Source organism: Gardnerella bivia, assembly GCF_049262715.1.
Classification (GTDB): Bacteria; Actinomycetota; Actinomycetes; order Actinomycetales; family Bifidobacteriaceae; genus Bifidobacterium; species Bifidobacterium vaginale_A.
In genome coordinates this window covers 783,007-806,315 of the sequence record NZ_CP058399.1, presented here as the reverse complement: position 1 = coordinate 806,315, position 23,309 = coordinate 783,007, and the positions used below count along the sequence as shown (strand labels likewise).

Here is a 23,309-nt window from a genome sequence, read left to right as displayed (position 1 = left end):
GCTTATTTTCTTATGACATCCTTAATATGCTTACCGCAAACTTCCTTATTTTTACGTTTCTTTGAAATCGCTGCAATAATCATAATTGAAAGCACAGCGCAAGAAAGAATCATAGCAAACAAGAAAAGCGTCATCCAAAGTGGCCATTGAACGTGATCCATCGGCACTTTCACAGGATCTGGCAACACGCGATACCCTGTAACTAAAAGCCTATGCGAATTAACGCCATACGGAGTACAAGTAAGCAAAGTCGCTAAATCACGCCCGCTCTCGCGTTGAAGCAAGCTTATATCGTGCGGATCTACAACGCTAATGCGAAACACTTTGTATCGCAATGTTTCACCTTGCACGTCCAAATAAAAATAGTCACCCTTTTTTAAATCAACAAGCCCATCAAACATAGTTGAATCCGCTAAACCTGTGTGAGCTGTTATAACAGTATGCCTATTCTTTCCGCCAACCGGTAAATCAGTGCCAAACAAGTGACCTGCACCATGAGCAAGAGTTTGCTGAGTCGTGCCGTGATAAATTGGCAATTTCACGCCAATCTTAGGAATTTTTACGATTCCCATAATTCCCATCGGCTCGTCAAGAACTTTAAGATATTCTTTATATTCAGGCTTATTAGTTATGTCTTGCTGACCATCGCCACCATAAGGGTCTTGAGTGAGCATGTTTTTACGATTTTTATTATAAAGTTTCGCAGCTCGTATATGTGCTCTTCTAACATCGCCAGCCTGATTGTGATTGAATTTGTCGTATGCTGTGGAAATTTCCTTTGTAACTCTATTGTTCCAAAGAGTAGAACACAGCGGGTAACTGAAACATAAAAGTCCAGCTAAAACGAATGCAATTGGCTCAAATATTTTGCGTAGCTTGGATTTTTGATTTGAATTATTTTTGCGATTGATTTTATTTGATTTAAAAAATGGCTTTTTAAAAATTGGTAGCGAAACGTGAGAAGTGGAAGTGGGGGTTGAAGAAGTGGAGGAAGCGATGGAAGATAAGGAAGAATCTTTAGTAGTAGAAGAAGATGTTGAAGTTGCGGATGTTGAAGTGTATGAAGAATCTTTAGCTTTGAAGATTTGATGCACGAAGGAGCTAAATCGCAGGGCAACGTCATTTAACTTCATACTCCCTCAATCCTCAATTCAAAATCATAGTAATTTTTATGCGAAATTGTAAACGAACTCTAATTATTTAAATCGCAATTAAATACAACTAAAGCGAAAGCGATTTATTTGAAAAAACGTATTGCTAAAAATCTTAAACTATGCGTAACTTTACACGAATTTACACATATAAATAGATAACATGGAGTCGGAAGTATTCCTCCCGACTCCACACTTAAACAACAGACTTAATCGCGAAAAAGAGGGACGTGCATAACGCAAATTGTGTGCGACACGATATGCACAGCAACGCAATTAAATCTGTTGAGCTTTATATTGCAAAACAATAGTTTCTCTTAGTGCCATAGCCACAATCGCTCATCTTACACTAAGAAACTATTATTTTGGAATGATTGCAAACTATGCAATCAGGCTTCTTGCTCTTCCTTCTTGCGATTGCGCATGAAAACGAAGATGCCAGCAGCCACTAAGCACATACCAGCCAATGCGAAGATTGCAACACCTGCAGCACCGGTCTTTGGAAGCTTGAACCAGTTCAAAATATTTCCCTTAGTTGGAAGATCCTTGAACTCATATTGGAACACATTATTCACATAGTGAGTCGTATCAGTCTTATAAGTTGTAGGAATATTAACAGTTTCAACAGCTGGAGATAAAGCATATCCGCTTGGAGCTTGAGTTTCTACAACGTAGAAATCTTGTCCAACTTTAACTTCAAAAGCACCAGTCAAACCAGAATCTTTATTAGTACCGTTTGTTGCACCTTCAAGACCGTCAGCGAGAACATCATTATTATCTTTTTTAACAAGACCTTTAGTGGCAACATCCTTGCACTTATCAGCGGAGCGAGCTGCATCAGCTGCACAAGCTTTTGCTTTGTCTTTATCCGCAAACACAGCGAACTTTGCGCCACCGAGTAAGGTAGCTGTATTAGTTCCATCAACCTTCTTAACTGCGAACTTAACGAGAGTTACTTTAGAAGTCTCGCCCGGATTAGGGTTCGTTGGATTTGGCTTAGGCTGATCCTTCGAGTGACCAGTTTGGAAGCCGTACTTGTTCTGGAATCCATCAACAGGTGCGTCAGCTTTAAGAGTAAACTTGAATTCAACTATGATCTTTGGAACAGCAGGATGAGGATTAACTTTGCTTTTAGCATTGTCGCTCAAAGCTTTAGCAATCTTAGTAAGACCGTCTTCAGTAAACTTAATAAGAATACGCTTACGACCTTGTTCAGGAGTGTTTGCTTTATCATTAGCATTATATTCAACTAGCGAAGCATTATAATCTGTTGCAGTAAGTGTAGTATCACCAATCTTAACGCTTTGAATAGCACCAGTAGTTACATTGTAAGCAGACTCTAACGCGTCATCCCACACAGCGTAATCAATAAGATCATCTTTTGTGAGCTTATCAACATCCGTGTAGCTTGTTGTGCGCACAGCAGCAGTAAGCGTGTATGGCAATTCATCGCCAGCGCCAACCATACCAGTTGTAATAGCTTTCTTCTGAATAGCGTCTGCATTGTAAACGTTCTTAGGGTCAACTGTTACGTTATAAGTGTAAGTGTTGTCCTTCTTGCTATCATCACGAGTGATTTCTGGAATAGTCATGAAGAATGGGTTAGGAAGCTTCTCGTATCCATCTGGAGCGCTAACTTCTTCAACCTTATACAAGCCGATAGGAAGTTGACTTATCGTTGCAACACCGTCTTGACCTGTTACAAACAGGGACTTATCAGTTTCTTGAGATGCTGCGTTTTGTATTGCAGTGCCAAGAGTGATTACATCAGTATTAGTAGTGTTAGGTGTTTGATTAAGAGTTGTTATCTTAGCTGCAACTTTTTGCCAATCATCATACTTCTTTAAATCAATAGATTCTTTGCCAAGTGTTGCTACTGGAGTAACCTTAAACTTTGCACCTTTAACAGGAGTAGACTTAGTTTGTTTGCCATTCTTGTCTTCATCCTTGTACTTGGTGATCTTGATGGAACCAGTCTGAGCTTTGCAAGCATCAGACCAAGGCGCACCATTATTGCATGCATCTTCAGCCCAAGCAGAGCTGTTTACAGCAACAGCGCCGGCAACGCACAGCGTACCAGCCATTGCGAGCGAGGCGAATGCAGCCACGCATTGTTTAGTGAATTTATTCACTTTCTTCTCCTTTATTTCAGCGCACTTTCGTGCATGGTTTAGGAAGATATGTTATTTTCTCGTTTTAAGTTTTGTTTTTTACGTTCCCACAAATTGCATTGCAATATGTGCGCGAACAATCAAAGCCGTTATTGAGCGGCGAACCTACTGCAGTTTTTAAGCTGCAGAAAATTTTTCATCAGCATCGCCACCTTTCGGTAATCCACCTTCCGATGCGCAACATTACGTTGAAACATCATTTGGTAGCTTTGCAGACAAAATCTTTTAGATGCGCGCAATAATCGTCAAATCGCTTAATCTTTACTTTTTTGACTAAACCGCGCCAAATTTTGGAAATTTTACTGTTGCTATTTTGCGTAGCAGAGCGCAAACCGCACATCATGCAAGCAAGCCAGCCAGCAAGCATTGCGTGACCCCACTTCGTCTGATCAACGAAGAACGCGCCGCACATAACGCACATGCCAATCATCGCCAGCACAATCCACGCCATGCTAATCCCCTCGCCGCCGGTCTTTGGCAGCTTAAACTGCTCCACCACGTGCACTGGGAAGAACTTTGCAGCGTAGTCAATGCCCTCAGTATCTGTAAAGCCCATAGCCTTAGCAAAGTTATTATCAGTAACGCTAATCTTGCTGTTCTTAATAGCTTTCTTATACTTACCCAAATCCGTAAGCTTCATCGCAAGCACAACGCAATAGTATTTGCCAGACTTCGTAGGAGCTTTGTCGCTGGTGATAGTTCCGCGCGCACGCTCCATCGTTCCGCCAGTGCTATCGAACAGGAAATGCTCATCTGTAGCATTGCAGCCATCACCATTATTGCTACCCTTACGGCAAGTTTCCTGACGAGCAAAACTTGGATATTTCCACGCTTGCTGCCAATTAAGCTTGAAGAACAGATTATCGAGATTCTCACTCCAGGTATGAGTTGTACTCTTTCTAGCTTCATCACTGTCATCTCTACACAAAGCTCTAAGCGTAATACCTTCAGGCTTGGCTGTGGACCACGAGTCAATGCCCATATCCTTCAGCAAGCCAACGCCTTTCATAACAGTAATGCCATTCACGTTATCTACATACCCAGTAAACTTGCCATTTTCATACTGCTTGTAAACGTTAAGATGCAAATCAGGGTTGTTAATTACTGGTCTAGTAACCTTCACCTTTGCGTAGATAGGGTGATCTTTGTTAATAGAGTCATCACCGTCAGAAACAGATCCGTCCGGGTAGTGAACACTAATCTCAGCCCAATACTCGTCAGCAGACTGCCACTTATCTGGGCGGAAGGTGACGGAGCCTTTGCCAGTAGCGTTACTATCTTTTGCTTCCTGCTTACCGTCAGCTTTGTTATCTTCGCCGTCTTCAAAGTTAGCCCAAGGCAAACTGCTTGCTTTCGAATTTGTAATATCGCTAGCTTTAACAAAGCGCTTAATCTCGTACCAAGTGCCAGCAGGCAAAGCGCCTTCCTTAACGTTCACCAAATCTTCTTTTGGAACACCGTTAGCATTAACGTCCTTATTATTGCTGCCTTTAACAGTCTTCTTGCTTTGCGGAGCGTCAGAGCTTATAGCTGCCTTGTTGCCTTTCTTAAGATTCTTGTCAAAAGTACTACCAGCCTGAATTTCTGGAATCTTCGTGTAAGTCGGGTTATACAGCTGATTGTCTTTATGAATATGCACAGAGAATGCGCCAGTCTTATACCCCACACCTTCTGTGCCGTAAGGATTATCCTTAGCGTTCAGCACTCCGTCAACTGGGTCAACGTCTTTCTTAGCCTTATTATTCTTCTCGATATTAGCCTTAACAGCACTCTCAAACTTATTAGACTCAGCATCGCCTTTTATAACGTAGACTTTGCACACATAGTCGCCAGTCTTCTGAGCTACACCGCCAAAAGATCCATGCGTGCGCTCAAAAGTGTTAAAGCTTTTATCACTATCAACCCAGTCATCATATAAGTAAGTATCAGACTTGCAATTTTTGTTATTTGCATTGCACTCAAGCTGATTCTTAAGCGATGAATGCTTCCAAATCGTCTGTGGTTCTAAAAGACGCAAACCGTCTTTTTCGTTCTCATTCTGCGACTTCTCATTATTAACATGACCAGGAAGCATGCCATACGTGTACTCGGTTTGCTTCTTACCATCCTTGCTTTGCTTTGAGCAAATCATATGCTGGTGAAGATTGCCAATCGCGTTTGTTAAGTAAGAATCAAACATAGGGCGATCGTTGCCAGAAAGTAAATCTCCTGGATGAAGGTTTATGCCATTTTCAACGCTGATAGTTCTGTATTGAGAATCCGTTGTATACCTAAACAAATTAAGACCAAATGTATTATTGCCAGGCTTAGCAGTAACATTCACCTTCGCATACACAGGGTGATCCTTGTTCACGGAGCCTTCGCCGTCTGATACAGAGCCGTCTGGGTAGTGAACTCTAACTTCAGCCCAATACTGACCAGCAGACTGCCACTTATCTGGGTGGAAAGTTACAGAACCGTATTCGCGACTAGACTGATCTAAAGTAACTACTTTGCCACTCTTCTTATCTATAACAGGCTTGCCTTTTTCATCGCGCGTAACGTTATCTTCGCCGTCTTCAAAGTTAGCCCAAGGTAAACTGATTGCCTTCGAGTTACTAACATCGCCAGCCTTAACAAAGCGCTTAATCTCAAACCACGTGCCATCAGGAAGATCACCAACAAGAATGCTAGCTTGATCAGCTGGCCGAACAACACCATTTCCATCTTTAGTGCTCTTTGGCTGATCAGTGCTGATATTGTCTTTTGTTGGACTGCTATACCTACCATCCTTAATTGACTTACCAGCCTGAATTGTTGGCATCTTTACATAAGTCGGGTTGTACTTTTGGTTGTCTTTAAGCTTGATTTTAAAGTAGAAGCTGCCAGCAACCCACTCTGAGCCTTTTGCGTCTTTTTTAGCAGTCTCATAGTTAGTAAAAAGTGATTGAAGCGCAATAGAACCACCTGATGACGCATTTTCAAATGCTGTAAGCGATGCACTATAATCTTTACTGTCTTTATCACCAGGCTTTTGGTGGAAAGCGAACACTTTACACTCATACGATCCGCCTTCCTTAGGCGTGCCACCAATCAGCGCGCGCGAACGCTCCATAGTGTCTCTGTTGTATTCGCTAGAATGAAGGAATTTGTTAGGGTTACTGCAATCCTTACCTTTGCAACTACTGTCGTTATCTCGAATCCACTGGCGGAAATCCTCAAAATGCAAGCCGTTAATCTCGCCGCTAGCTTTCGCGCCACCCTCTGCAGGCTTAAGCAACGCGAACGGAGAATTATCAACATCCGTCCTATGGCATATCACGCGGAAAGTAATAGGACCTTTACCATGGTTCGCCCAAGAATCGAATACAATACCATTATTAGGGCTAGGGTTATCTTTATCTTTCGCACCTATTTTCTTGCCCTTATCAATCTCGTGCGGATTACTTTTATGTCCAAAGGAAAAACCGCCAAACGCGTTATTATCTATTTTCTTGCCATTGTATAAACCAAGATTCAAGTCACTACCTGAAATCGGCAAATCACCCACTGTAACAGGAGCGTACACAGGATTACCACTATTACCAGAGTCATTATCTTTAGACGTAGAACCATCCGGGTACGTTACAACAACAGGAGTCTTAGTGTTTGCACCAGCTTCAGCATTAGACGGAGTAAACGTCACCTTGCCGTTTCCTGAATTATTTTGATCAATCTTAGACCAATCAAGCACTGGAAGACTGTATTTAGTGTACTGCTCTAGCTTAAAAGTAGAACCGTTAGGCAGACTACCTACCCTAACCCACGGCTTTTTGTTAGCTCGTACGCTTTTAGGCTCTTCGCTGGTAGTAGAATTAAACTTATTCGTAGATTTATTGTAGTCAACAGTAGTTTCCTTGTACTGCGGGTTGTACAACATGGCATTAGAAACAACCTTGATTTTTATAGGAACATTTTCCTGAACCATCGGTGTCTTATACTTACAGTTGTATTGGTAAGTGCTAGGAGTTGGGTGCGTAATCTTCACCTTAAAAGTAATACCTTCGGTTTTACGATCCAACTTTCCTGGATTATAAGTGATATAACCAGTTTTACTATCTATGCTCACGCAACCTTTGTCAGAATTATTCTTACCAGTACTACAACTACTAGATTGCTTAACACCTTGTGGAATAGAAGTAAGCTCGTACTTCATACTAGAGCCGTTAGGAAAATCTGATGGAATATTAGTAGTAGTATCCGTATCTTTTCCTGCAACATAGTGACCGCCATAATGGTTTTGTAGAGAATATTGACCGTCCCATTCGCCTAAATCCCATCCCTGCCAAGAACCAGTATTAACGTACGGCTTAATTGTTACAGGCGTACCATACGTAGTAACAGGCACATTCTCTACGCCACCATAAGTAGTGTCCGAGCTTAAATTCTGATTATTTAACTTCTTTACATAATCATTCATCATGCTAGACGAATATTGAGGATATTTTATTTCAGTCTTACCATTTGGATCAGTAATATTATTCAAAACAGTATGCGGCTGATCACTATTACTAAAATCAGGCAAAGCGTCAGGATTCTTATGGTCATAGCCTTCCATAGAATCTGGAATACCATCGCCATCACTATCGAAAGGTCCAATAAAAGTCCACTTACTTCTAACTTCTACAGCACCATTTTTCTTCGTTTCTAAATCTCCAAAATCGCTTTCGGAATATGTACCTTTACCGGAGTTCCATCCAGCTGAGAACGGAAGATTCTTCAATACTAAATCTGAGCGATTTTCCATACTTTCATCAACAAACGCAGTGATATTCCACTGAAAAGCCGTATTACCTGAAACTTCCCAGTCAGCAAGAACCGTAGAGAAATCATTCTTCCAGTTTCTAATTTCGCACATGTCATGCTTGTCGTTCGAATCGCAATACGATGTAAGTCTGGAAGTACCTAAAGCATTATCCCAATAAGAGTTAAATAGCTGTTGATCTTTACCAGCACCCTCTTTACCAGCTTTACCTTCATACAAATTACCATCGAACGAATGAGCCCATCTAGAACTACTGTCAACAAACTCATCTAATGTTTTATTAATTGTAACAATAGGCTCTTGATACTGAATTGCTCTACATCCACGACCGTTATCAGTTTTATCAAACTGTTTATCTTTTGGAAACGCTTTATACCAGCTGTCTGTTTCAGGCCAGCAGCCATAGTTACGGTAACCAGCTCTATTACCAGACTTCCTTCTACTAATTCTTATACTTTTTCTATCAATCCCTTTTGGAAGCCAAGCCATAAGAAGAGGTCTTTTACCACCAAACGCTTTATCTTCTTTCCTACCGCTATAAGGTTCACCTGTTACAATGCTCTCGTACATTTGAGAGTAAGTATTGAAGAACACTTCCCATTTAATCTGAGTTCTATTTCTACCAGTAGAAGAGTCATAAACATTGCGAACAACTTCAACGTTAGAAGCAATTTGACTAGGAGCATCCCCTATTCCAAAGCCAGAACCAGACACAAAGCCTGTACCAAAACTATTCCACCAAGCATGAATCGGTGCTTTACCATCTGCCCAACCCATTGCATGTTGTGCAGGCGGAATGATGAGCATGGTTAATACAGTGATTACAGCAACGAAAAAAGCTAGTATTGCTCGATGAAGAGTGCTGGAAGTGCGAGCTGCGCCATCGCACTCACTAGTCTTATGCCAAGCAAAAGCGCGCAACGCAAGACGACCCACGCGTGATGCGAATCCACGGAACTTTGCTGGCAACATAATCAGCTCATCTTTCTTTATAAAATCCTGTGCTATAGGACGAAATCTTTTAAAATGCAAATTTGAAGACATACGCCCAACGCAACTATCCATATGCCTTAGCCTTTATACCCCCCCCCCGGAAAAACTCAAGCAAACGAAAAAACTTTGTAAATATTTTTACTTACACAGTGTGTTGATGCAAATTTTAAAGTATTTAGATATAGAAAATATATTTTTTAAGTAGGAAAACTACAACACTTAACACATAACGAATTTACGAGAAAAATCACCCATCAAATATGCTCAAAATATGCACTTAAACGCAAGTTAAACACATTACGAAGCACCCCATTAAACACCCCGTTTGTAATCAAAATAATAGTTTGTTGACAATGTAATTTCACGCTCATTATGTACTAGTGAGGCGTGGAAATTACTTAACGAACAATAAAAAGCGAAACTGTATTTGAAGAAGTTACACCTAATCCAAACTTTTTATAAAACTAAAGTAAGCTAAAATCTAAATCTTATTACTACAAGCAATAACATTTGAGCACGCGTAAAAAGTTGAAGCTCCTGTGAGGTAAGTAATTCCCCCACCTCACAACAACAAGAAAACACTAAAAACAAGCCAAAAACGTTGATATTTCAAGGGTTTTCAGCATGAAAAAAGGGCTTCTAGCGATTGGCTAGAAACCCTATTCGCGGATGAGGCGAGATTCGAACTCGCGGTAGGTTTCCCTACAACGGTTTTCAAGACCGTCTCCTTAGACCGCTCGGACACCCATCCATTGGCGCATAGAGCACAAATAAATCTGCTCACAACGCACAAGTGGAAAGCATATCATCATGCATGGAACGAAACACTCACAACGTTAGAATGAAACACTCCAAACACTCACAACGCGCGAAACGTTACACTCACGCTTCCCACTTAGTTGGCTCAATCACCTCTTTGCCACCCATATAAGGCTGCATAGCTTTAGGAATATCAATCGAGCCATCTTCGTGTTGATGATTCTCAAGAATAGCCACAAGCCAGCGCGTAGTAGCTAAAGTACCATTCAAAGTGCTCACTGGTCGAGTGCCACCATCTTCCATGCGCTCACGCACATTCAAACGGCGAGCTTGATACTCAGTGCAATTAGACGTAGAAGTCAACTCGCGGTAGCGTCCCTGAGTTGGAACCCATGCTTCGCAATCAAACTTACGAGCAGCAGAAGAACCAAGATCTCCTGCAGCTGTATCAATAATCCTGTAAGGAACTTCCACTTTAGCAAGCATTTCTTGTTCCATTCCAAGTAGCTTTTGATGCTCAGCGCGAGAATCTTCCTGCTTGCAATATACGAACATTTCAACTTTATCGAATTGATGCACGCGAATAATTCCAGATGTATCTTTACCAGCAGCGCCAGCTTCACGGCGATAGCAGCTAGACCATCCACAGTAACGCAAAGCACCGTTACTTAAGTCTAGGATTTCATCTTCATGCATGCCAGCCAAAGCAACCTCAGAAGTACCTACCAAATACTGATCGTCTGGTTCACGAAGGCGATAAATTTCATCTGCATGAGAATTTAAGAAACCAGTTCCGCGCATAACTTCTGGACGAACAAGAGTTGGCGTAATCGCAAGAGTAAAACCATGCTCTTCAGCTTGATCTACAGCCATTGTAAGCATTGCGATTTGCAAACGAGCAACAGAACCACGCAAGAAGTAGAAACGAGAGCCTGCAACTTTTACACCTCTGCGCATATCAATTCCTGCAACGCCTGTACCAAGAGTTAAATGATCTTTAGGCTCAAAACCTTCAGCTGCAAAATCGCGAGGTGTACCAACCTTCTTAACTACAACGTAGTCGTCTTCTCCGCCTTCTGGAGCTTCATCTTCAACAATGTTTGAAAGCTTCCACATAGCTGTTGTGTAGTCTGCAGTAGCTTTTTCGGACTCGGCTTTAAATTCAGCTACTTTCTGAGCTAATTCTTTAGTTTCTGCAATAAGAGCAGCTTTTTCAGATTCATTTGCAGATGCAACCTTTTTACCAATCGCCTTCTGCTGCGAGCGAGCTTCTTCAAACGCTTTTAATGACGTGCGGCGCAAATCATCGGCGCGCAATACTTCATCGACTAATTCAACAGACTCGCCACGTTTACGCTGCGATTCCTTTACAATGTCGGCATGTTCACGAATAAATTGGATATCAAGCATGTTTCCTAGAGTAATGCCGTAAGAAGACAGATGATTGAATAAGAGATAGTGTATACTTGCTTTTATTGATTGAATTAAAATGTGTTAAGTTAGATTCAATGTTGAAAAACTAAAACTTAATACGATTTTGAAGATTAAACAAAATTGCAAACAAAATTGCAAACAAAATTTCATACAAACTAATATTAAGGAGTAAAAATGGCAGTTATACACGCAAAACAAGAAGATTTTAATTCGATTATCAACTCTAACGAAATTGTTTTCGTGGATTTTTGGGCGAAGTGGTGCGCTCCATGCCGAGCTTTTGGACCGATTTACGAGAAGGTTAGTGATAATCATCCAGAAATAACTTTTATTAAAATAGATATTGACGAAAATCAACAAATAGCTCAAGAAGCTGGGATCCGTTCAATTCCGACTATTAAAGTCATAAAAAATCGCTTAGAAATATGGGATCACAAAGGATCTATAAGCGAAAATGATTTAGAAATGGTTGTAAACGAAGCTAAGAAAGTCGTTGTGAAAGAAGAAGCCGAAAATAACGCAGAAGCTGAAAATAACGCAGAAGATGACGATAACGCAGCTAATGCAGGTAACACTAACGAAAACTAACAGCAAAAGCAACAACAAAGAAGAGAAAACGAAAGCAAAAAGCGAAAAGTAAAAACGTTAAACAGGTAAACAAAAACGTTAAACAAAAAGTAAAAAACAAATAACGGAAAGTAAAAACGTTAAAGCAAAAAACAAATCTAACAGCAAACTAACAATATTAAACAGTGATTAAAATAAAAATCAATCAATCCTTGAAATACTGCCCTTCTCTTTACGTGATATTAGAATATAAACAGTTTGTATTTTCAGCTATTGATTGAAAACTAATCACAAAACTAGCTAAAGTTCATTCAAGAGTGGGAGGGATATGGCAAGTCACCGCAAGCATACAGTCACGCTTACATCGCTTAGTATTCGCCAATGGATTATGGTGATTTCAGCAATCACAAGCGTAGTAGCTCTAGTGGTACTTTGCGTTGTTTCTCGAAATTTTTACGAGTCAACAACCTCCCATACAACTGCCGTAACTTCTTATTCAGCAACAGAAGACTTTAATACTGTTTCCCGTGGAGCTACTCGTGATGTGCTTAACAGCAACACTTCATACGTTACTGTTGTTATAAACGGGCATAATCGCACTGTTTTAGGAACTAAATTCACTGACGTGCGTTCCGTGTTAAAAGCCGGAGATATCACTCTCGAACCTCATGATGTAGTAACTCCTTCGCTAGATACAAAAGTTAGTGAATCCACTGTTATTAACATTCAACGAACTGGCGCTAAACTCGAAACGTCAGATGAGCCTATTGCATTTAACACTGTTAAGAAGGAAACCACTTCCCTTCCAAAAGGTACTGAGAAAGTACAACAAGAGGGTGCTAACGGTGTTATGGAAACAACGAAAATAGTTAGACATGCTGGAAATAAAGTTGTTTCGTCTAATATCTTTGCATCTTACGTTAAAAAAGCTCCAACAGATAAAGTAGTACTTGTGGGAACTGGTGGCTCTAGAGCGGATTCTGCAGAAGAATTTAGCATTGGCACAACTGTTCCGGCAGGAGAAATGCAAGAATGGGCGCATAATTGGCTTATTTCAAATGGATACAGTGAAGCAGATTTTACAGCTACAGTATTTATTATTACACATGAATCCGGCTGGCGCGTTAATGCTATGAATCCTTCTGGAGCATACGGTTTACCACAAGCTCTTCCCGGTAGGAAAATGTCTTCAGCAGGCGCTGATTGGGCAACCAACTATCAAACTCAGCTTAGATGGTTCTGGAATTATTGCAATGGAAGATACGGCTCAATTCAAGGCGCTTATAGCTATTGGATGAAACACCACAACTACTGATTAGCGCGTTAGAATTTACTTGAGCAAGATTTAGCTTGAGTAAGATTTAGATTCAAGCAAAATCTACTTGAGTTGGATTCACTTAAATCGGATTCACTTAAGTCTTTACTTGTCTTTGATATAAAAAGTTTTCGCTTAAGTTTTCGCTTTGCTTTTATACTTCGTTATAAGTCTTCTCTTAGAAGTAAAACAGAAGGCTTTTAAAAGACTGTCTATCTTATGAAAGGATTAAAACGTGACGTTATCATCATGGCTAAATAAAACATGGCTAAATAAAAAATCTTTGCACAATACTGAATCGAGCCATGCTGAATCAAGCCATGCTGAATCTTCTAGTAATAAATCTAGCAATATTTCTATTGCAAACATTTCGCCTAACAGTAAAAAATCAACTAGAAATAAGCATAATAAAAATAAACTAAGCCACGCTTTAACAGGTGAAGAAGCATACAACAACAATCACTTAACTCGTCCTGCTTTAATCTCTTTAGCAATACTCACTTTCATAACGTTTATAGGCAACTTCGCTCAATTACAGCTAACAGCAGCACTACCGACTATTGTTCGAGAATTCAACATAAACGTCACAACCGGACAATGGCTTACATCAATCTTCCAGCTGATTATGGCAATTATGGTACCACTAACAGCATTCTTAACAAGAAGATTTTCAACTAGACAAATAGTAATAACATCTATGTGTTTATTCACAATAGGATCTATATTCGCTTGGCTCAGCAACGACTTCATTATGGCGCTAATCGGACGCACTCTAGAAGCAATTGGAACAGGCGTTATGTGGCCAGTGTTACAAATCACAGTATTCTCCGTTTTCCCACTAACTAGAAGAGGAATGGCAATGGGAAGCGTTGGAATGGCAATGAGTATTGCGCCTGCAATTGGACCAACTATCGGAGGTTTACAAACAGATTTTAACGGTTGGCGTTCAATATTCTTCTCCTTAACAATCATAGGTATTATTTCTATAATTCTTTCTACATTCCTATTACATAATTTCGGCGAACAAGATAAAACAGCTAAAGCAGACTTCTTCTCCGTAAGCCTTTCAATTATCGGGTTTGGCGGAGTTATGTTTGGATTCACAAATATTGAAGCATACGGAATCACTCACCCAATGGCGTTTGCTCCTATGATAATCGGATCAATCGGAATCATATGGTTCGTAACAAGGCAATTACTCGAACAAAAACGTGGAAAACTCCCCCTCCTTGGCTTAAGTGTATTGAAAAATAAATACTTCACAATCGGAACTATTTGTGCTTGCTTAACATTCTTCGCTTTCAGCTCGATTATGGTACTTATACCGCTTTATATCCAAGACGATCGCGGATTTAGCGCAACTATGAGTGGTCTTATATTACTTCCGGGCGCATTTGGAATGGCAATTTCACAATTCGCAGGAGGTCGTATGCTTGACAGACTCGGCGTTAGACCTGTTGCAATGGCAGGATCTCTTATATTACTTTTCGGCACGGTTATGATGAGTCTTATAGATATGCACACATGGATTTGGTGGATTTCTATTTGGCAATTCACTAGGCAGATTGGCATGGGATTCTTGCTCATGCCTATAACAACATGGTCGCTAAATTGCTTACAGCACGAAGAACTGGGAGATGGATCTGCTGTAACTAATACAATGCGCCAACTTTGGGGAGCAATTGGCGCTCCTGTGCTAGTTGTGACAATGACAGCACTAACTACCTGGAAACATGCTTATGTAGGCTCAGGGCATGCTGCAGACGTAGCTGCGAGTATTTTTGGAGTACAGTGGACTCTTAGAATTAGCGCTATTATTACAGCGATTATGGCAGCAATCGTGATTTTTGGAATTAAAGGCGAAGGTGCAGGATCTGCTCACGCTCTAGCGAGAAGAGCGATTGCAAGAATGAAAGTATTGCATATTCCGCATGCGTCTGAAAATAAAGACGTGATGCACGATCACACTCACGCTCAATACTAGAGTTCTATTACTAAAGCTCTAACGTGCTATTACTATGGTTCCATGGTTCCATGGTTCCATATTTCTAGAGTTCTAGAGTTCTATGGTTCTGTTGCTAAAGTGCTAAGTGCAAAGTTATATTACTAAAGCTCTAAAATATCAACGTTCTAAATCAAACTAAAATCAAACTAAAATTTAAGGTTATTCCCCAAAATTTAACTAAAATCAAAACAAAATCAAAACAAAATCAAAACAAAATCAAAACAAAATCAAAACAAAATCAAAACAAAAAGCTCAGTTAAGTGAATCGCATTAACAATCCACTTAGCTGAGCTTAAATTTCAATCTTCAACTAATGTTTACAACTCATCGTTGTAATCACTCTGACCACCTTGATCGTCAAGGAAATCATCAGGGTTGAAATCATCGTTAAGACTCATGTCTCCGAAATCAATATTCGCGAAATCAACATCCGCCATATCTGTTTCACCAAAGTTAGACGGAGTGCTGTCTTGATTATTCAAACCGAAGTTTGGATACATCTTCTCACGAGCTTCACGAGTTGCGTCAACATTAGAATTACGGTAACGCGACAAACCTGTACCAGCAGGAATGAGCTTACCTATAATCACGTTCTCCTTCAAGCCCTTAAGATCATCTTCCTTCTGGCTCAAAGCAGCTTCAGTAAGAACTCGAGTAGTTTCCTGGAACGATGCAGCAGAAAGCCAAGAATCAGTAGCCAAAGAAGCCTTAGTGATACCCATAAGCTCTGGACGACCAGCAGCAGGCTTGCCACCATTCTTCACGGTTTCAAGGTTAATCTCACGGAACTTCGTCTGATCAATAAGCTCGCCTGGGAGCAAATTAGTATCTCCTGAATCAATCACAGTAATACGGCGAAGCATTTGATGAACAATAACCTCAATATGCTTATCGTGAATATCTACACCCTGAGAACGATACACATTGTGAACTTCCTCAACAATGTTGACTTGTGCAGCACGAGTACCAAGGATTCGCAAAATCTTCTTAGGATCAACAGAACCTTCAATAAATTGCGTACCAACCTCAACATGCTCATGATCTCTTACCAACATTGGAGCGCGGCGAGTTACAGGATACTCAATTGGCTCAACAGTAGAATCATCAGGAATCAACCTGACTACTCGGCCTTGACCTGGAGTATCTTGAATCTCAACAGTTCCAGAGAACTCTGCAATTGGAGCTTCACCCTTAGGAGTACGAGCTTCAAAAAGCTCCGTAACACGAGGAAGACCCTGAGTAATATCGGAAGCAGAAGCAACACCACCAGAGTGGAAGGAACGAAGAGTAAGCTGAGTACCAGGCTCACCAATTGACTGTGCTGCAACAATACCAACAGCTTCACCAACATCTACTAGTCGGCTCGTAGCCAAAGACCATCCATAGCATTTTGCACAAACTCCACGCTTAGATTCGCAAGTAAGCACAGAACGAGCTTTAACTTCTTCTACGCCATGAGCAACCAAATCGCGCAGAACCTGCATAGAAAGCGCATCTCCACGCTTAGCTAAAACAGTTTCGCCATCTACAGGATCTATCACATCCGCAGCAAGCAAACGAGAATATGGTCCACCATCAGCAGCTTTAACAAGCGTCAAATTGCCATCAGCATCACGATCTGCAATCTTCATGTTAAGACCACGCTTAGTTCCGCAATCTTCTTCACGAACAATAACTTCCTGTGAAACATCAACAAGCTTACGAGTTAAGTAACCAGATTCTGCAGTACGCAAAGCGGTATCTGCCAAGCCCTTACGAGCACCGTGCTGAGAGATGAAGTACTCCAAGACTGAAAGGCCATCGCGGTAGTTAGACTTCACAGGACGAGGAATAATCTCACCCTTAGGATTAGCCACCAAACCACGCATACCCGCAATCTGACGAATCTGCATCCAGTTACCACGCGCTCCAGACTGAACCATGATGTTAACGTTGTTATCGTCATGGAAGTTTTCACGCATTGCTTCAGCAACTTTATCTGTGCACTCAGTCCACAAGTTAATCAATTCTTGACGGCGTTCCTCATCAGTTAAATCACCGATTGTTTCGTAACGCATGTTGATCTTAGCTGCCTGATTCTCATAATATTGAGCAATTTCCTCGCGATTTGGTGGGAGCACAATATCCGAGAACGCCATAGTTACTCCAGACCATGGAGCGCGAGTGAAGCCAAGATCCTTCAAAGCGTCCAAAGTAGCAGCAACTTGTGCAGTTGGATAGCGAGTAGCAATATCGTCAACAATCTTAGAAAGAACACCCTTAGGAACTTGCTCATTGACGAATGGGTAATCAACTGGCAAAGTTTCGTTGAAAAGCACACGTCCATAAGACGTTGCAAACAAAACAGTTCCATCCTTGAAACGCTCTTCATGAACAACATCTGGGCTACCAGCTTCAGGCTCAACAACCTTCAAATCGCTAGGCTCCCAATTTTCAGGAAGAACAAAATCTTCAGGCATGCGAATCAAGACTTTAGCTTGCATATCAATCTCATGCTTATCAAGAGCCATTTGAGCTTCAGCAAGAGAAGAGAATATGCGACCTTGACCCTTAGCTCCTTCGATTACTGTAGACAAGTAGTAAAGACCCAAAATCATATCCTGAGAAGGCATAGTCACAGTGTGACCATCTGCCGGCTTCAAGATATTATCTGATGCCATCATCAAAGTACGAGCTTCAGCTTGAGCTTCAGCAGAAAGAGGTAGATGCACTGCCATCTGATCACCATCGAAGTCAGCGTTAAATGCTGCACAAGCAAGTGGTGGCAAGTGGATTGCTTTACCTTCAACCAAAATTGGCTCAAATGCTTGAATACCCAAGCGGTGAAGAGTAGGAGCACGGTTAAGAAGTACTGGATGCTCGGAAATAACTTCTTCCAGAACGCTCCAAACTTCAGAATCACCGCGATCTACTAATCGCTTAGCGCTCTTCATATTCTGAGCAAATCCCTGATCCACCAAACGCTTAATAACGAATGGCTTAAAGAGTTCCAAAGCCATTGGCTTAGGCAAACCGCATTGATGCATGCGAAGACTTGGGCCAACAACAATTACAGAACGACCAGAGTAATCTACGCGCTTACCAAGCAAGTTTTGGCGGAATCGGCCTTGCTTACCTTTAAGCATATCTGAAAGTGACTTTAATGGACGATTAGATGCGCCAGTTACTGGGCGTCCACGGCGACCATTGTCGAACAGAGAATCAACAGCTTCCTGAAGCATGCGCTTTTCGTTATTAAGCATGATTTCAGGGGCACCAAGTTCAATCAGCCTCTTCAAACGATTGTTACGGTTGATTACACGGCGATACAAATCGTTCAAATCAGAAGTTGCGAAACGACCACCATCAAGCTGAACCATTGGTCGCAAGTCTGGTGGAATTACTGGAATAACATCCAATACCATAGCTTCTGGCTTATTACCAGTAGTTAAGAATGCGTTCACAACTTTCAAACGCTTCAAAGCGCGAGCTTTACGCTGTCCAGAACCACTATCAATTTCTTCACGAAGTTCGTCTGCAGCAGCCTGTAAATCAAAGTCTTGCAAACGCTTCTTAATAGCTTCAGCGCCCATGCAGCCTTGGAAATAATCGCCGTAACGATCTTCCATTTCACGCCACAAGTCCACATCGCCTTCCATATCTCCTGGACGAATTTCCTTAAAGCGGCTGAATACTGCATCCAAACGCTTAATTTGTTCGTCATAACGCTGGCGAATTGTAGACATTTCGCGCTCTGCACTTGCACGCAATTTAGCTTTGGTACCGCTCTTGGTGTCGCCTGATTCCTCAAGCTCACGCAAGTCCTCTTCAACCTTTTTAGCGCGCAATTCAATCTCATTATCGCGGCGCTTTTCAAGATTTGAGATCTCAGTGTCAAATTCGTCTTGCAAGTCAGGCATATCCTGATGACGCTGCTCAACATCTACGCTTGTAACCATATAAGCTGCAAAGTAGATAACTTTCTCCAAATTCTTCGGAGCAATACCAAGTAAGTAACCTAAACGGCTTGGCACGCCTTTGAAGAACCAAATATGTGTCACAGGAGCTGCAAGCTCAATGTGACCCATGCGCTCACGGCGAACGCGGCTACGAGTAACCTCTACACCGCATCGTTCGCAAACAATTCCCTTAAAACGCACGCGCTTATATTTACCGCATGCGCATTCCCAATCTCGAGTCGGTCCGAAAATCTGCTCACCGAACAGACCATCTTTCTCCGGCTTCAAGGTACGGTAGTTAATGGTTTCTGGCTTCTTTACTTCACCGTGGCTCCATCCGCGAATGTCGTCAGCGGTAGCCAGTCCAATCCTTAATTTGTCAAATGTGTTGACGTCCAGCACTCTTATTGTCCTGTCTGTGAAATTTTTAACGTTTTACTATCACATAAGTGCGGCTATAGCCGATCACTGATATTCCGGCTCAGAAATGATTTGATCTTCCTTGGCAGAAGAATCTGGTCTTGCGCCAATATTAAAGCCCAAATCATCCGAGGACGAAACAGGATCGTCTTCTTCATCCTTCATGTCAATTGCAACGCCATCAGCGTTTAACACTTCAACATTCAAGGAGAGCGACTGCATTTCCTTAAGAAGCACCTTGAAGGATTCAGGAATACCTGCAGGAGGCAAATTCTGACCCTTCACGATTGCACCATACACGCGCACACGACCCGAAACATCATCAGACTTAGTAGTCATCATTTCGTGCAATGTGTACGAAGCACCATAAGCCTCAAGCGCCCAAACTTCCATTTCTCCGAAGCGCTGGCCACCGAACTGAGCTTTACCGCCCAACGGCTGCTGAGTAATCATAGAGTAAGGACCAGTAGAACGAGCGTGAATCTTATCATCAACCAAATGATGCAACTTTAAGATATACATGTAACCAACAGAAATTGGCTTAGTGAAAGGCTCACCAGTACGTCCATCGTAAAGCACTGCTTTACCATCTGAACCAACAAGCTTATTTCCATCAGCATCCTTCAAAGTTGTGCTAAGCAATCCCTTCAAAGTATCTGGACGAACGCCATCAAACACTGGTGTTGCAACTGGAGTTCCAGGATCGCCATGCTCTGCTCCTTGCGGAACATACTTCTTCCAAGCTGCTTCTAGATCTGGATCCAAATTGATATCCCAACCAGCGTGAGCAATCCAACCTAAGTGAAGCTCAAGTACCTGACCCAAGTTCATTCGAGAAGGAACGCCCAACGGATTTAACATGATGTCAATTGGAGTACCATCAGCCAAGAATGGCATATCTTCTTCTGGCAAGATTCGAGAAATAACACCCTTGTTGCCGTGACGACCTGAAAGCTTATCTCCCTGCGTAATCTTACGATGCTGCGCAATATAAACGCGAATCATTTGATTTACGCCATTTGGAAGCTCATCGCCATCATCTTCAGCATCTTCACGAGTGATTTCTTTAACTGCAATAACAGTACCAGTTTCACCGTGTGGCACACGCAAAGAAGTATCACGAACTTCACGGCTCTTTTCGCCGAAGATTGCACGAAGCAAACGCTCTTCTGGAGTAAGCTCAGTTTCACCCTTAGGAGTTACCTTACCAACCAAAATATCGCCGGCTTCAACTTCAGCACCGATGCGAATAATACCGCGCTCATCGAGATTTGCAATAGCATCTTCGCCAACATTCGGCAAATCGCGTGTAATCTCTTCAGAGCCAAGCTTTGTTTCGCGAGCATCAATCTCATATTCTTCAATATGAATTGATGAAAGCGTATCGTCTTGCACTAAACGCTGCGAAATAATAACAGCATCCTCGTAGTTGTAACCGTTCCAAGGCATGAATGCAACAAGCAAATTCTTACCCAGAGCAAGCTCACCCTTATCTGTTGCAGGACCATCAGCCAAAACTGTTCCTACTTCAACGCGTTCGCCATCTTTAATAAGTGGAACTTGATTGTAGCAAGTAGTTTGATTAGAACGCTGGAACTTAGAAAGCTTGTAGCTTGATTGAGTTCCGTCATCGTTCATAACGCGAATAATATCTGCAGAAACATATGTAACAACACCCGGCTTTTCTGCCAAGATTACGTCACCAGAATCCACAGCTGCACGCCATTCAGAACCTGTACCTACAAGTGGTCGCTCAGACTTAATAAGCGGAACAGCCTGACGCTGCATGTTAGTACCCATCAAAGCACGGTGACCTTCATCATGCTCCAAGAATGGAATCAAAGAAGCACCCAAGGAAACCATCTGACGTGGAGAAACATCCATGTAGTCAACAGTGCTTACAGGAACATCGACTGCTTCTTCTTCGTCCACTCGAGCAAGTGCCTGAGTGCCTACGAAGTTACCGTTTTCATCAAGTTCCTGATTAGCTTGTGCAATAACGTGATCCGCTTCACGATCTGCAGTCATATATTCGACTTCATCAGTAACGTGACCGTTCACAACCTTACGGTACGGAGTTTCAATGAAACCGAACGGATTGATGCGACCAAATGTTGCCAAAGAACCAATAAGACCAATGTTTGGACCTTCAGGAGATTCAATTGGGCACATACGTCCAAAGTGAGATGGGTGAACATCTCTAACTTCCATAGAAGCACGATCTGGAGAAAGACCACCAGGACCAAGCGCTGAAAGACGGCGCTTATTAGTAACGCCTGCTAATGGATTGTTTTGATCCATAAACTGACTTAACTTGGAAGTTCCGAAGAATTCTTTAATAGTCGCGTTTACTGGACGAATGTTAATCAACGACTGTGGAGTAATAGCCTCAGCATCTTGAGTAGTCATACGTTCTCGCACAACGCGTTCCATACGGCTTAAACCAGTACGAAGCTGATTTTGTACCAACTCGCCAACTTGACGAATACGGCGATTACCGAAGTGATCAATATCGTCAACTTCCACACGCAATTGCACGTCTTCGCCATTGCGCTTTCCTGGGAATGTCTGCTCACTTTGAGCCAAAGCAGCAGCTTTATCTGCAGGGTTAGTGGCTTTCAAAGCAGCACTCTTAGCAGTAGCATTAGCGTGCAAAGTAACTAAGTACTTAATAGTTGCAATGATGTCTTCGCGATTCAAGCTACGGTCATTGTAATCAGCTTCCAAACCAAGCTTACGGTTAATCTTATAACGGCCAACGCGAGCCAAATCGTAACGCTTAGTATTGAAATAGAAGGAGTCAAGCAAAGTATGACCAGCTTCTGGAGTTGCTGTATCTGCAGGACGAATCTTACGATACAAATCAGTTAATGCTTCATCCTGAGTTTCAATAACTTCCTTATCAAGCGCATCAAGCACCAAAGGATATCCCTTGAAAGCTTCAGCGATTTCAGGCTTAGTCATGCCGATTGCCATTAAGAATACGATTGCAGACTGCTTACGTTTGCGATCTACTCTAACTCCAAGGAAATCACGCTTATCTATCTCAAATTCCAACCATGCACCACGGCTTGGAATAATCTTCGCACCGTAAACATCTTTATCGGAAGCGCGATCTTGAGTGCAATCGAAATACACGCCTGGTGAACGGACCAATTGCGAAACAATCACACGCTCAGTACCACCAATAATGAAAGTACCGTGTGGAGTTTGCAATGGAAAATCACCCATGAAAACAGTCTGACTTTTAATTTCGCCAGTTTCACCGTTTTCAAATTCAGCATTCACATACAAAGGAGCAGAATAAGTGTAATCCTTCTCTTTGCACTCTAACACTGTATGACGTGGTTCTTCAAAATATGGATCTGAGAACGTTAAGCTCATAGTTTGAGCGAAGTTCTCAATAGGGGAAATTTCCTGGAATACTTCATCTAAACCAGAAATATGAGGCACTGTGTGAGTACCATTTGCTTCGTCTTCTTCAACGCGCTTCTTCCAGCGATCTGAACCGATCAACCAATCAAAGCTGTCGGTTTGCACACCAAGAAGGTATGGCACATCGATAGGCTCACAAATTGAGCCAAAATTCACACGATCTGACGCTTTATGCAACTTAATGTCGTGTTCGTCAGCACGCGCGATGACTTTAGTGGTGCTCGTCGTAGCTTGTTCAGCAGCCAATGGACGTTCCTTATCGTTCGCTATTACCTATGCATACACATGTAAGTGCATGCGTGAACTCTGAAAAGCCAAGAAGCAAAAGCGCAAAAACA

10 protein-coding genes and 1 tRNA gene are annotated in these 23,309 nt (G+C 41.9%); 4 read left to right on the top strand and 7 right to left on the bottom strand.

Going from position 1 to position 23,309, the window contains the following annotated elements; translation table 11 throughout:
* Positions 1 to 2 precede the first annotated feature (2 nt).
* Positions 3 to 998, bottom strand: a complete 996-nt coding sequence (locus tag HXT27_RS03260; RefSeq protein ID WP_233186113.1) for a class C sortase — start codon at positions 996 to 998, stop codon at positions 3 to 5.
* Here HXT27_RS03260 and HXT27_RS03255 point away from each other — a divergent pair.
* A complete protein-coding gene (locus HXT27_RS03255) occupies positions 964 to 1,089 on the top strand; it encodes a hypothetical protein (protein WP_255408290.1) in 126 nt (41 codons plus the stop codon). The genes HXT27_RS03260 and HXT27_RS03255 overlap by 35 nt on opposite strands.
* 451 nt (positions 1,090 to 1,540) lie before the next feature.
* Here the strand turns inward: HXT27_RS03255 and HXT27_RS03250 are convergent, their stop codons facing one another.
* The 4 genes from HXT27_RS03250 to serS form a co-directional block, all read right to left on the bottom strand.
* Positions 1,541 to 3,283, bottom strand: a complete 1,743-nt coding sequence (locus HXT27_RS03250; RefSeq protein WP_103042832.1) for a SpaH/EbpB family LPXTG-anchored major pilin — start codon at positions 3,281 to 3,283, stop codon at positions 1,541 to 1,543.
* Between the two features lie 235 nt (positions 3,284 to 3,518).
* Positions 3,519 to 9,170, bottom strand: coding sequence for a Rib/alpha-like domain-containing protein (locus HXT27_RS03245; protein ID WP_233186085.1), 5,652 nt, complete (start codon positions 9,168 to 9,170; stop codon positions 3,519 to 3,521).
* Between the two features lie 594 nt (positions 9,171 to 9,764).
* Positions 9,765 to 9,849 (bottom strand) — tRNA-Ser (locus HXT27_RS03240).
* Positions 9,850 to 9,980: 131 nt separating this feature from the next.
* Positions 9,981 to 11,267 (bottom strand): serine--tRNA ligase, encoded by a 1,287-nt coding sequence (serS, locus tag HXT27_RS03235; RefSeq protein ID WP_075523509.1) that lies wholly within the window; start codon positions 11,265 to 11,267, stop codon positions 9,981 to 9,983.
* Between the two features lie 198 nt (positions 11,268 to 11,465).
* Between serS and HXT27_RS03230 the strand changes: the two genes are divergently transcribed.
* The 3 genes from HXT27_RS03230 to HXT27_RS03220 all read left to right on the top strand — a co-directional run bounded on the left by HXT27_RS03230 (position 11,466) and on the right by HXT27_RS03220 (position 15,157).
* Positions 11,466 to 11,879 carry a thioredoxin family protein gene (locus HXT27_RS03230; RefSeq protein ID WP_103042831.1) on the top strand — a complete coding sequence of 138 codons (414 nt, stop codon included), beginning with the start codon at positions 11,466 to 11,468 and terminating at the stop codon, positions 11,877 to 11,879.
* 307 nt (positions 11,880 to 12,186) lie between these two features.
* On the top strand, positions 12,187 to 13,173 hold the full coding sequence (locus tag HXT27_RS03225) for a G5 domain-containing protein (protein ID WP_075523507.1): 987 nt from the start codon (positions 12,187 to 12,189) through the stop codon (positions 13,171 to 13,173).
* 358 nt (positions 13,174 to 13,531) lie between these two features.
* A complete protein-coding gene (locus tag HXT27_RS03220) occupies positions 13,532 to 15,157 on the top strand; it encodes an MDR family MFS transporter (RefSeq protein ID WP_233186112.1) in 1,626 nt (541 codons plus the stop codon).
* Positions 15,158 to 15,495: 338 nt separating this feature from the next.
* Here HXT27_RS03220 and HXT27_RS03215 read toward each other — a convergent pair whose 3' ends face one another.
* Together HXT27_RS03215 and rpoB are read right to left on the bottom strand one after the other, a co-directional pair.
* Complete coding sequence (locus HXT27_RS03215; protein WP_103042830.1) at positions 15,496 to 19,518, bottom strand: DNA-directed RNA polymerase subunit beta'; 4,023 nt, start codon at positions 19,516 to 19,518, stop codon at positions 15,496 to 15,498.
* Between the two features lie 63 nt (positions 19,519 to 19,581).
* The gene (gene rpoB, locus HXT27_RS03210; protein WP_103042829.1) at positions 19,582 to 23,217 is read right to left on the bottom strand and encodes a DNA-directed RNA polymerase subunit beta; all 3,636 of its coding nucleotides are present in this window, start codon (positions 23,215 to 23,217) and stop codon (positions 19,582 to 19,584) included.
* Positions 23,218 to 23,309 lie beyond the last annotated feature (92 nt).

Excerpts from the sequence above, each read along its gene's own strand:
- HXT27_RS03245 (WP_233186085.1), bottom strand. The coding sequence starts at position 9,170 with ATGGATAGTTGCGTTGGGCGTATGTCTTCAAATTTGCATTTTAAAAGA.
- serS (WP_075523509.1), bottom strand. The coding sequence starts at position 11,267 with ATGCTTGATATCCAATTTATTCGTGAACATGCCGACATTGTAAAGGAA.
- HXT27_RS03230 (WP_103042831.1), top strand. The coding sequence starts at position 11,466 with ATGGCAGTTATACACGCAAAACAAGAAGATTTTAATTCGATTATCAAC.
- HXT27_RS03225 (WP_075523507.1), top strand. The coding sequence starts at position 12,187 with ATGGCAAGTCACCGCAAGCATACAGTCACGCTTACATCGCTTAGTATT.